The organism is Jatrophihabitans sp. (genome assembly GCF_051960575.1).
GTDB lineage: Bacteria > Actinomycetota > Actinomycetes > Mycobacteriales > Jatrophihabitantaceae > JBQCEE01.
On sequence record NZ_JBQCEE010000097.1, the window covers coordinates 26,250 to 36,077 of the forward strand.

Here is a 9,828-nt window from a genome sequence, read left to right on the forward strand (position 1 = left end):
CCCGAGTTCGCCCGGGTTAGGGTCGGGCCCGGGAGGAAGCGTCATGATCTTCAAGGCGGTGCGGGACGGGCGTCCGTACCCCGAGCACGGGCTCTCGTCGCGCGACTGGGCCTCGGTCGCGCCGCGCACCGTGCGCCTCGGCGACCTCGTGACCACCAAGCGCACCCTCGCCCTCGACCATCTGCTCGACGAGGACTCCAGCTTCGCGGGCGACCTGTTCCCCCACGCGGTGCACTGGCGCGGCGAGACCTACCTCGAGGACGGCCTGCACCGCGCGCTGCGGGCGGCGCTGCACGGCCGCAACACCATTCACGTGCGCGTGCTCGACTTGGACGCGCTGAACTTCGGGGTCACGCCACCGGCCGCTCCGCAGCCGTCAACAGCTCCCTGACGACGGCGTCGGCCATGAGCCGGCCGCGCTGGGTGAGCACCACGTTCGTCCCCATCGAGACCAGACCCCACTGGGCCAGCGCCGGCAGCCGCTCGCGCGCCGCGGGCGGGATGTCGTCGAACGGCAGGCCTGAGCGCATGCGGATCGCCAGCATCATCCGCTCGGTGAGCCGGGCCTCGGCGTCGAGCGTCTCGCGGCCGGCGGCCGGGCTGCGTCCCTGCTCGAGCAGGGCGGCGTAGCGCGCCGGGTGCTTCACGTTCCACCACCGCACCCCGGCGACGTGGCTGTGCGCCCCGGGGCCCAGACCCCACCAGGACGCGTCCGACCAGTAGAGCTCGTTGTGCCGGCACCTGGCGGCACGGGTCTTCGCCCAGTTCGAGATCTCGTACCACTGATAGCCGGCGCGGGCGAGCGCGTCGTCGGCGATGAGGTAACGGTCGGCGAGCACGTCGTCGTCCGGTTCGGGCACCACACCGGACGCGACCTGCCGCGCGAGCGCCGTGCCCTCCTCGACGACGAGGGCGTACGCGCTGATGTGGTCGGGGTTCGCGGCGATCGCGGCCTCGAGCGAGGCGCGCCAGTCGTCGTCGGTCTCGTACGGCGCGCCGTAGATGAGGTCGAGGTTCACGTGCTCGAAGCCCGCCGCGCGGGCCTCGGCGACGGCCTGCTCGGGGCGGCCCTGCCGGTGCTTGCGGTCGAGCACCTCGAGCACCTTGGGCACGGCCGACTGCATGCCGATCGAGACGCGGGTGAAGCCCGCCTCGCGCAGCCGGGCGAAGTACCCGGGCGTCACCGTCTCGGGGTTCGCCTCGGTGGTGATCTCGGCGTCGGGCGCGATGCCGAACCGCTCGTGCAGCTCGCGCAGCACCAGGCCGAGGTGCTCGGCCGGCAGCAGGGTGGGCGTGCCGCCGCCGAAGAAGATCGTGCTGATCGGACGCGTGTACCCCCGCATCACCTCGGCGGCGAGCCGCACCTCGCGCAGCAGCGTGTCGACGTAGGTGCCCCGGCTGACGCCGTTGCCGAGCTCGGTGGCGGTGTAGGTGTTGAAGTCGCAGTAGCCGCATCGGGTGTCGCAGAACGGCACGTGCACGTAGACGCCGAAGTCGGCGTCGCGCCCGGCGTCGAGCACGGTGCGGGGCAGCCGACCGTCGGGCGGCGGCGGATCACCGTGGGGCAGGGCGGATGGCACGCGTCCAGTGTGCGCCGACCCTCTGACAACTCCGGTTACGGCACGGTGCGTACGCGTACCGGGCGCGGACCGTCGGCCGTCTCGTCCACCACCTGCACCAGCGCCCGCACGAGGTCCCACGTCGCCTCGGGCACGACCAGCTCCACCGGCCCCTCGGGCAGCCACGACAGGTCGCGCAGCACGTCGACGAGGCCGTCGAGGTTGGGCGCGGCCCAGCCGGGTGCGTCCACCTGTCGGTAGATGTCGGCGATGACGTCCCTCATCGGTCGAGCTCCACGCGGACGAAGCTCTCGTAGTGGTCGGCCGTGTACCAGTAGGTGCCGTCGCTGCCGACGATGAGGCGGCGCGCGCCGCGGTCGGGCGAGCCGGGCGTCGGCACCGTGTACTCGTGGTAGTACCCGTCGCGTTCCGCCGGCAGGTGGTGCTCGTTGTTGTGGAACACCACGCCGTCGTTGCGCGGGTACGGGAACGGGCCGCCCTGCTCGACCAGGCGCACGGTCGCGGCGACCTGCGGCGGCAGCGACGAGAGCGGTGCGGCGTCCCGGCCGTCGGCGCTCACCGACGGCGACGGGCCCGTCGAGCGCTGCGGCGACGAGTCCGAACCGCGCACCGCGTACCCCACCAGCAGCGCGACGACCAGCGCGATCAGCGCGAGCAGGGGACGTCGGACACGGCGCACGCCGGTCGACTCTACGGACGTGGTTCCATCGAGGTCATGAGCGATTCGTTGACTGCGACAACCGTGACGATCACCGGCGCCGGCGGTGACGAGATCGAGGCCTACCTCGCCCGTCCGGAGGGCACCGGGCGGCGCGGCGGCGTCGTCCTGATCCACCACCTGCCGGGCTACGACCGCGGCATGAAGGAGTTCGTGCGCCGCTTCGCCGAGCTGGGCTACGACGCGATCTGCCCGAACCTCTACTCGCGCGAGGCGCCGGGCGCCGACCCGTCCGACGCCGCCGCGGTGGCGCGCGCGAACGGCGGGGTGCCGGACGAGCGGCTCGTCGGCGACGTCGGCGGGGCGGCCGCGTACCTGCGCGCCCTCGACACGTCCGACGGCAAGGTGGGGACGATCGGCTACTGCTCCGGCGGGCGGCAGAGCGTGCTCGCCGCCTGCAACCTCGACCTCGACGCCGCGGTCGACTGCTACGGCGCCTACGTGACCGGCACTCCGCCGAAGGAGTTCCCGATCCCCATCACGAACATCGTCGACAAGCTGCCGAACCTCTCGTGCCCGGTGCTCGGCCTGTTCGGCAACGACGACCAGCACCCGTCGCCGGCGCACGTCGACGAGTTCGAGCAGATCCTCAAGGAGCACGGCAAGACCTACGAGTTCCACCGTTACGACGACACGGGGCACGGCTTCTTCTCCCCCGACCGGCCCTCGTACCGCGTGGCAGCGGCCGTCGACGGCTGGGAGCGCGTGGCCGACTTCTTCGGGCGGTACCTCTGATGTGCACCTACGCGACGTTCCGCACCCCCGTCGAGGGCAGCGCCAAGGGGCCGGGCTCGTCCTGGTTCCGCGTCTCGGACGCGACCGTCTACTTCGACCACCCCGTGCACGCCCAGGCCGAGCACACGCTGAACATCGACCTCGCCGACCCGTCGCGCGGGCCGTCGGCGCGGGTCGCGGTCGAACTGACGGCCGAGGCGGCGCGCGAGCTGGTCGCGGCGATCACCGCGGCCCTCGACTCCGCCCCGGCGGAGATGACCGGTCTGACCGGGTAGCAGCGGCAGTGTGACGGTCGGCGGCGAAAAGTCGCTGCACGTTGTCGGTGGTGGGTGCGACACTTCCGGGGTCGTTCGGCCGACCCGGAAGGTGCACCCATGACCGCCACCTCGACGCCGGCGCCGGCGTCGGACAAGATCGACGCCGGCGTCCTGACGCTCGCCGGCGTCGTCGTGCTCGCGGCGATCATGTCGATCCTCGACATCACCGTGGTGAGCGTCGCGCTGCCGACCTTCCAGAAGGTCTTCCACGCCACCTACGCCAACGTCGCTTGGACGATGACCGGCTACACGCTGGCGCTGGCGACGGTGATCCCCTTGACCGGGTGGGCGGCCGACCGCTTCGGCACGAAGCGGCTGTTCATGCTCGCCGTGGCCCTGTTCGTCGCCGGGTCGGTCCTGTGCAGCACCGCGACCTCGATCGGCATGCTGGTGACGTTCCGCGTGCTGCAGGGCCTCGGCGGCGGCATGCTCATGCCGCTCGGCATGACGATCATGACCCACGCGGCGGGCCCAGACCGGGTCGGCCGGGTGATGGCGATCCTCGGCGTGCCGATGCTGCTCGGCCCGATCGGCGGCCCGATCCTCGGCGGCTGGCTGATCCAGAGCGCGAGCTGGCACTGGATCTTCCTGATCAACCTGCCGCTCGGCGCCGTCGCGCTCGTCTACGCGTTCGTCATCCTGCCGAAGGACGCCCCGAGCCCCTCGCAGTCGTTCGACCTGCTCGGCATGCTGCTGCTCTCGCCCGGCCTCGCGCTCACGCTGTTCGGTGTCTCGTCCATCCCGGACAAGCACACCGTGCTGGCCTCGCGGGTGCTGATCCCGGCCGCGATCGGGCTCGTGCTGATCCTCGCGTTCGTCTTCCACGCGCTGCGCAAGGACCACCCGCTCATCGACCTGCACCTGTTCAAGAACCGGCAGCTCACCGTCGCGGTGATCACGATGGCGCTGTTCGCCATCGCGTTCTTCGGGGCCGGGCTGCTGTTCCCGAGCTACTTCCTGCAGGTGCGCGGCGAGAAGACGCTGTCGACCGGTCTCCTGCTGATCCCGCAGGGGCTCGGCGCGATGCTGACCATGCCGGTCGCGGGCCAGCTGGTCGACCGCATCGGCCCCGGCAAGGTCGTGCTGACCGGGCTGTGCCTGATCGTGCCGTCGATGGGCGTCTTCACCTTCGTCACCGCGACGACGCCGTACTGGGTGCTGCTGCTCGGCCTGTTCGTCATGGGGCTCGGCATGGGCTGCACGATGATGCCGGCGTTCACGGCGGCGGTGCAGACGCTGACGCACGCGCAGGTGGCCCGCGGCTCGACGCTGGTGAACATCCTGCAGCAGGTCTCGAGCTCCATCGGCACGGCGACCTTCTCGGTGATCCTCACCAATCAGGAACTCGGCAAGCACCCGCTCAAGGAGTTCGTCCAGGCCTCGCAGCAGCAGTCGAAGCCGACCGGCCCGCCGCCGTCCCCGGCCCAGCTGCACACCGTGTACGGCCAGCTCGCCGACTCGTTCGCCACCACCTACACCGTCGGCGTCGTGCTGGTCGCGCTCTGCCTCGTCCCGGCGTTCCTGCTGCCCCGGCACAAGCTGACGTCGGCCGAGCAGGGCATGGACGCCCCCGCCCCGATCCTGGTCTGAAGCCCGGTTAGGGTCGGCGCCATGCGCGCCGTCTACGCCGAGTCGATCAACCCCGACGATCCCCTGGCCGGCCTGGTGGTCGGCGAGCGGCCAGAGCCCGAGGTGCCCGACGGCTGGACGCGGGTGGCGGTGAAGGCCGCGAGCCTCAACCACCACGACCTCTGGACGCTGCGCGGCGTCGGCATCAAGGCCGAGCAGCTGCCGATGATCCTCGGCTGCGACGCGGCCGGCATCGACGAGTCGACCGGCCAGGAGGTCGTCGTCCACTCGGTGATCACCACTCCGGGCTGGACCGGCGACGAGACGCTCGACCCCGGCCGCTCGCTGCTGTCCGAGAAGCACCAGGGCTCGCTCGCCGAGCACGTCGTCGTGCCGAAGCACAACGTCGTGCCGAAGCCCGCGGAGCTGTCGTTCGCCGAGGCGGCCTGTCTGTCGACCGCATGGCTCACCGCCTACCGCATGCTCTTCGTGCAGTCGAAGCTGCGCCCCGGCCAGTCGGTGCTCGTGCAGGGCGCCACCGGCGGCGTCGCGACGGCGTGCATCTCGATGGCGCGCGCCGCCGGTCTGCGCGTGTACGCCACCGCGCGGTCGGAGGACAAGCAGGCGAAGGCGCTCGAGCTCGGCGCGCACGAGGCGTTCGCGTCCGGCGCCCGCCTGCCCGAGCGGGTCGACGCCGTCATGGAGACCGTCGGCGAGGCCACCTGGGCCCACTCGGTGCGCTCGCTCAAGCCCGGCGGCCAGATCGTCATCTCCGGCGCGACGACCGGCCCGAACCCCCCGGCCGACCTGACCCGCATCTTCTTCCTGCAGCTGCAGGTGCTCGGCTCGACGATGGGCACCAAGGCCGAGCTGGTCGACCTCATCGGCTTCCTGCGCGCGTCCGGATTGCGCCCGCACATCGACCGTGTCCTGCCCCTCGAGCAGGCCGCCGACGGGCTCACCGCCATGGCCGGCGGCGACCTCGTCGGCAAGATCGTCCTCGAGGTCTGAGCCCCCCAGAACGCGAAACCCTCCCCTGTGGCCCATTTCTGCGACCGGACATGAGCCACACGGGAGGGTTTCCGGTGTGACGATGGTGACGGCCGTGCTGTGTGCGGCGTTCGACGAGGCGTCGGACGCGGCGATCCTGCGGGTGCGCGAGCGGCTGCGGGCGCTCGGCCATGCCCTGCCCGACCGGCCGCCGCACCGCCCGCACCTGACCTTCGCCGCGGCGCGGGTCGAGCGGGGCGGCGAACTCGACCGCGTCGTCGCCGTCGCTGCCCAGGTCGCCGCGCGGCACGCCCCGCTGCCGCTCGTGCTCTCGCACGTCGGCCGGTTCGGACGCGCGGGTGCCCTCTGGCTCGGCCCCGACCCGTCGCCCGCGCTGGCGGCGCTGCAGGCCGACGCGCACGAGAGCCTGCTCGCCGCCGGCTGGCCCGCCGCCTTCGGCGAGCGCAGCGACGCCGGGCAGTGGGCGCCGCACTGCACCCTCGCCACGCGCGTCCCGAAGCCGCGGCTGCGCGACCTGCAGGACGCCCTGGCCGACGGCTACGAGCCGATCCACGCGCTCGTCGACGCCGTCGCGACCATCCTCGTCGGCGGACGCGGCGACACCGCCCTCGCCCCGCTCACCGGCTGACCCGCCGGACGACGCGGAACCCCCTGCTCCGGCCCATTTTCAGGGACAGAAACGAGCCGAAGCAGGGGGTTTCGCGTCAGCAGTGGTGGTCGTGCCAGTCGGTCATCGCGGCGGCGGCGGTGAGCAGGTCGTTGAACGCGTCCTGCACGGCCGGCTGCTGCTCGCTCTGCTGCAGCTGCTCGATGGTCGTCGCGCGCTCGACGTAGCGCTGCACGGTGCCGACGCTGCGCTGCAGCTTCGCCGCGTCCGGACGCAGGGAGGCGGGCGCGTCCGCGACGAGGCCGGCGACCTCCGTCGACACCTGCCGGAAGAGCCGCTTGCTCGCTGCCAGATCGGTGCTGATGCTGTTCAGCTGCTTGGTGACCGTCTGGACGCGGGTGCAGCTCGACGACGTCGCGGGATCCTTCGCCGCCGGCGTGCCACTGCTGCTGCAGGCGCCCACGACCGACGCCGCGACGGCAGCGGCGGCGACACGGGCGGCGAGCATCCGCCGAACCTACCCACTCGCGCCGCACCCGTCCTGTGCACGAGACTGCACGGGTGATCGATCACGTCTCCATCCAGTGTTCGGACCTGGCAGCGAGCGCCCGCTTCTACGACGCGGTGCTCGCCGTGCTCGGCGCGAAGCGCATGTTCGACTCCCCCGAGGCCATCGGCTACGGCACCGACATGCCGACGTTCTGGATCGGCCCGCACAACACCGGCACCGGCTTCCGCGAGTCGCACCTGGCCTTCACCGCGCCGACGCGCGAGGCGGTCGACGCCTTCTTCGGGACGGCGCTGCAGCACGATGCGGAGGTGCTCTACCGCCCCCGCGAATTCCCGGAGTACCACCGCTCGTACTACGCGGCGTTCGTCCGCGACCCGGACGGCAACAACGTCGAGGCGGTCTGTCACACCGCCGGCGGCTGACGGGCCGTCCGCGTCCGCAACACCTGTTGCACCCGCGGCAGACACCGCTTGTCCCCCGCGCCGGTCAGCCAGCAGCTCCGCTCGTGCCCGGGCCGGGGGACAAGGTGGTCAGCGCTTGGCCTGCTCGGGCGCGTCCGAGGTCGAGAGCGCGGCGATGAAGGCCTCCTGCGGCACCTCGACCCGGCCGACCATCTTCATCCGCTTCTTGCCCTCCTTCTGCTTCTCGAGCAGCTTGCGCTTGCGGGTGATGTCACCGCCGTAGCACTTGGCGAGCACGTCCTTGCGGATGGCGCGGATGTTCTCGCGCGCGATCACGCGCGCACCGATGGCCGCCTGGATCGGCACCTCGAACTGCTGCCGCGGGATCAACTGCCGCAGCTTCGTCGTCATCGACGTGCCGTAGCCGTACGCCTTGTCCTTGTGGACGATCGCGCTGAACGCGTCGACCGGCTCGCCCTGCAGCAGGATGTCGACCTTGACGAGGTCCGAGCTCTGCTCGCCCGCCAACTCGTAGTCGAGCGAGGCGTAGCCGCGGGTGCGCGACTTCAGCTGGTCGAAGAAGTCGAAGATGATCTCGGCGAGCGGGAGCGTGTAGCGCAGCTCGACGCGGGTCTCGGACAGGTAGTCCATGCCGCCGAGCGAGCCGCGCCGCTGCTGGCAGAGCTCCATGATCGCGCCGATGTACTCGCTCGGCGCGATGATCATCGCCTTCACGACCGGCTCGTAGGTCTCGGCGATCTTCTTGCCGGTCGGCCAGTCGGACGGGTTCGTGACGACGTGCTCCTCGCCGTCCTCCAGGATCACGCGATAGACGACGTTCGGCGCGGTACTGATCAGGTCGAGGTCGAACTCGCGCTCGAGGCGGTCACGCGTGATCTCCAGGTGCAGCAAGCCGAGGAACCCGCAACGGAATCCGAAGCCGAGGGCCGCTGACGACTCGGGCTCGTACACGAGAGCGGCATCGTTCAACCGCAGCTTGTCGAGAGCGTCGCGCAGCAGCGGGTAGTCCGAACCGTCCAGCGGATACAGGCCGGAGTAGACCATCGGACGCGGGTCGCGGTACCCGCCGAGCGAGTCCTTGGCCGGTTTGGCCGCGTCAGTGACGGTGTCGCCGACGCGCGACTGGCGCACGTCCTTCACGCCGGTGATCAGGTAGCCGACCTCGCCGACGCTGAGCCCCTGTGTGGGCAGCGGCTCGGGCGAGATGACACCGATCTCGAGCAGCTCGTGCGTTGCGCCGGTCGACATCATCTTGATGCGCTCGCGCGGCGTGAACGCACCGTCCACGACGCGGATGTAGGTGATGACGCCGCGATAGATGTCATAGACGGAGTCGAAGATCAGTGCGCGCGGGGCCGCGTCGGGATCCCCGACGGGAGCCGGCACGTCGCGGCAGATCAGGTCGAGCAGTGCGTCGACGCCCTCACCCGTCTTCGCGCTGACCCGCAGCACGTCGTCGGGATCGCAACCGATGATGTGCGCGAGTTCGGCGGCATAGACGTCGGGCTGTGCGGCCGGCAGGTCGATCTTGTTGAGCACCGGGATGATGTGCAGGTCGTTCTCGAGGGCGAGGTAGAGGTTGGCGAGCGTCTGGGCCTCGATGCCCTGCGCCGCGTCGACGAGCAGGATCGCGCCCTCGCAAGCAGCCAGGCTGCGACTGACCTCGTAGGTGAAGTCGACGTGACCGGGCGTGTCGATCATGTGCAGCACGTAGTTGTTGCCCACCACCCCGTCGAGCGCGCGCCCGCGCCACGGCATGCGGACGTTCTGCGCCTTGATCGTGATGCCGCGCTCGCGCTCGATGTCCATGCGGTCGAGGTACTGCGCGCGCATCTGCCGGTCGCCCACGACGCCGGTCAACTGCAGCATCCGGTCGGCCAGCGTCGACTTGCCGTGGTCGATGTGGGCGATGATGCAGAAGTTGCGGATGACCGCCGGGTCGGTGCGACCGAGCGACGTCTGCTGTTCGGTCACGTGGGCGCGATCCTCGGGCTTTCGGCTCTGTACAGGGTTTCGACGGGTTTCTTCAGGCTTCTACAGCGGGCTCGCGCCTGCTGTGCGTCGCCTCAATGGTCGCATGTCACGGCCTGCCGGCCCGCCAGTCGCTGTTCAGCCAGCCGCGTCGGCGGCATCGCGCGCCGCGAGGACGGTCGAGACGTGCTGCTCGGCCCACACCTGCACCGCTTCGAGCGGCTCGCGAAGCGACCTGCCCAGCTTCGTCAGCGCGTACTCGACCCGTGGTGGCACCTCGGCGTACACGGTCCGCGTGACGAGGCCGTCGCGCTCGAGCGCGCGCAGGGTCTGCGTCAGCACCTTCGGCGCGACGCCGCCGATCCGCTCCCGCAGCTCGCCGAACCG

13 protein-coding genes are annotated in these 9,828 nt (G+C 71.1%); 7 read left to right on the forward strand and 6 right to left on the reverse strand.

The features are described 5' to 3' along the window. The first annotated feature begins 43 nt into the window (after positions 1–43). The gene (locus ACTHMS_RS05085; protein ID WP_440305588.1) at positions 44–391 is read left to right on the forward strand and encodes a type II toxin-antitoxin system VapB family antitoxin; all 348 of its coding nucleotides are present in this window, start codon (positions 44–46) and stop codon (positions 389–391) included. On the opposite strand, the gene hemW is transcribed toward ACTHMS_RS05085, so the two are convergent. The 3 genes from hemW to ACTHMS_RS05100 are packed head-to-tail and all read right to left on the reverse strand — an operon-like array spanning position 351 to position 2,259. Beyond that, positions 351–1,580, reverse strand: coding sequence for a radical SAM family heme chaperone HemW (hemW, locus tag ACTHMS_RS05090; protein ID WP_440305589.1), 1,230 nt, complete (start codon positions 1,578–1,580; stop codon positions 351–353). The two genes, ACTHMS_RS05085 and hemW, sit on opposite strands and share 41 nt — an antisense overlap. A gap of 35 nt (positions 1,581–1,615) precedes the next feature. Further along, entirely contained in the window at positions 1,616–1,843 is a 228-nt protein-coding gene (locus ACTHMS_RS05095; RefSeq protein WP_440305590.1) for a barstar family protein, read from the reverse strand. Continuing rightward, entirely contained in the window at positions 1,840–2,259 is a 420-nt protein-coding gene (locus ACTHMS_RS05100; protein ID WP_440305591.1) for a ribonuclease domain-containing protein, read from the reverse strand. The genes ACTHMS_RS05095 and ACTHMS_RS05100 overlap by 4 nt, the downstream gene beginning before the upstream one ends. Positions 2,260–2,295: 36 nt before the next feature. Here ACTHMS_RS05100 and ACTHMS_RS05105 point away from each other — a divergent pair, with 36 nt between their 5' ends. From ACTHMS_RS05105 to ACTHMS_RS05125, 5 genes are all read left to right on the forward strand, one after another. Further along, the gene (locus tag ACTHMS_RS05105; RefSeq protein ID WP_440305592.1) at positions 2,296–3,033 is read left to right on the forward strand and encodes a dienelactone hydrolase family protein; all 738 of its coding nucleotides are present in this window, start codon (positions 2,296–2,298) and stop codon (positions 3,031–3,033) included. Further along, positions 3,033–3,308 carry a DUF6295 family protein gene (locus ACTHMS_RS05110; RefSeq protein ID WP_440305593.1) on the forward strand — a complete coding sequence of 92 codons (276 nt, stop codon included), beginning with the start codon at positions 3,033–3,035 and terminating at the stop codon, positions 3,306–3,308. The genes ACTHMS_RS05105 and ACTHMS_RS05110 overlap by 1 nt, the downstream gene beginning before the upstream one ends. Before the next feature lie 99 nt (positions 3,309–3,407). Further along, positions 3,408–4,940 carry a DHA2 family efflux MFS transporter permease subunit gene (locus ACTHMS_RS05115; RefSeq protein WP_440305594.1) on the forward strand — a complete coding sequence of 511 codons (1,533 nt, stop codon included), beginning with the start codon at positions 3,408–3,410 and terminating at the stop codon, positions 4,938–4,940. A gap of 21 nt (positions 4,941–4,961) precedes the next feature. Further along, complete coding sequence (locus ACTHMS_RS05120) at positions 4,962–5,930, forward strand: zinc-binding dehydrogenase (protein ID WP_440305595.1); 969 nt, start codon at positions 4,962–4,964, stop codon at positions 5,928–5,930. 82 nt (positions 5,931–6,012) lie between these two features. Next, the gene (locus ACTHMS_RS05125; protein WP_440305600.1) at positions 6,013–6,558 is read left to right on the forward strand and encodes a 2'-5' RNA ligase family protein; all 546 of its coding nucleotides are present in this window, start codon (positions 6,013–6,015) and stop codon (positions 6,556–6,558) included. 76 nt (positions 6,559–6,634) lie between these two features. Here the strand turns inward: ACTHMS_RS05125 and ACTHMS_RS05130 are convergent, their stop codons facing one another. Next, positions 6,635–7,045, reverse strand: coding sequence for a hypothetical protein (locus ACTHMS_RS05130; protein WP_440305596.1), 411 nt, complete (start codon positions 7,043–7,045; stop codon positions 6,635–6,637). A 53-nt stretch (positions 7,046–7,098) separates the two neighbouring features. Here ACTHMS_RS05130 and ACTHMS_RS05135 point away from each other — a divergent pair, with 53 nt between their 5' ends. Further along, positions 7,099–7,470 (forward strand): VOC family protein, encoded by a 372-nt coding sequence (locus ACTHMS_RS05135; RefSeq protein ID WP_440305597.1) that lies wholly within the window; start codon positions 7,099–7,101, stop codon positions 7,468–7,470. A gap of 108 nt (positions 7,471–7,578) precedes the next feature. On the opposite strand, the gene lepA is transcribed toward ACTHMS_RS05135, so the two are convergent. Together lepA and ACTHMS_RS05145 are read right to left on the reverse strand one after the other, a co-directional pair. Further along, positions 7,579–9,444 (reverse strand): translation elongation factor 4, encoded by a 1,866-nt coding sequence (gene lepA / locus ACTHMS_RS05140; protein WP_440305598.1) that lies wholly within the window; start codon positions 9,442–9,444, stop codon positions 7,579–7,581. 135 nt (positions 9,445–9,579) lie between these two features. After that, the coding region (locus ACTHMS_RS05145; RefSeq protein ID WP_440305599.1) for a winged helix-turn-helix transcriptional regulator at positions 9,580–9,828 on the reverse strand (249 nt) is incomplete at its 5' end.

What these genes read in the sequence shown, in the direction of transcription:
- ACTHMS_RS05085 (WP_440305588.1), top strand. Translation starts at nt 44, where the DNA reads ATGATCTTCAAGGCGGTGCGGGACGGGCGTCCGTACCCCGAGCACGGG.
- ACTHMS_RS05095 (WP_440305590.1), bottom strand. Translation starts at nt 1,843, where the DNA reads ATGAGGGACGTCATCGCCGACATCTACCGACAGGTGGACGCACCCGGC.
- ACTHMS_RS05105 (WP_440305592.1), top strand. Translation starts at nt 2,296, where the DNA reads ATGAGCGATTCGTTGACTGCGACAACCGTGACGATCACCGGCGCCGGC.
- ACTHMS_RS05110 (WP_440305593.1), top strand. Translation starts at nt 3,033, where the DNA reads ATGTGCACCTACGCGACGTTCCGCACCCCCGTCGAGGGCAGCGCCAAG.
- ACTHMS_RS05115 (WP_440305594.1), top strand. Translation starts at nt 3,408, where the DNA reads ATGACCGCCACCTCGACGCCGGCGCCGGCGTCGGACAAGATCGACGCC.
- ACTHMS_RS05120 (WP_440305595.1), top strand. Translation starts at nt 4,962, where the DNA reads ATGCGCGCCGTCTACGCCGAGTCGATCAACCCCGACGATCCCCTGGCC.
- ACTHMS_RS05125 (WP_440305600.1), top strand. Translation starts at nt 6,013, where the DNA reads ATGGTGACGGCCGTGCTGTGTGCGGCGTTCGACGAGGCGTCGGACGCG.
- ACTHMS_RS05130 (WP_440305596.1), bottom strand. Translation starts at nt 7,045, where the DNA reads ATGCTCGCCGCCCGTGTCGCCGCCGCTGCCGTCGCGGCGTCGGTCGTG.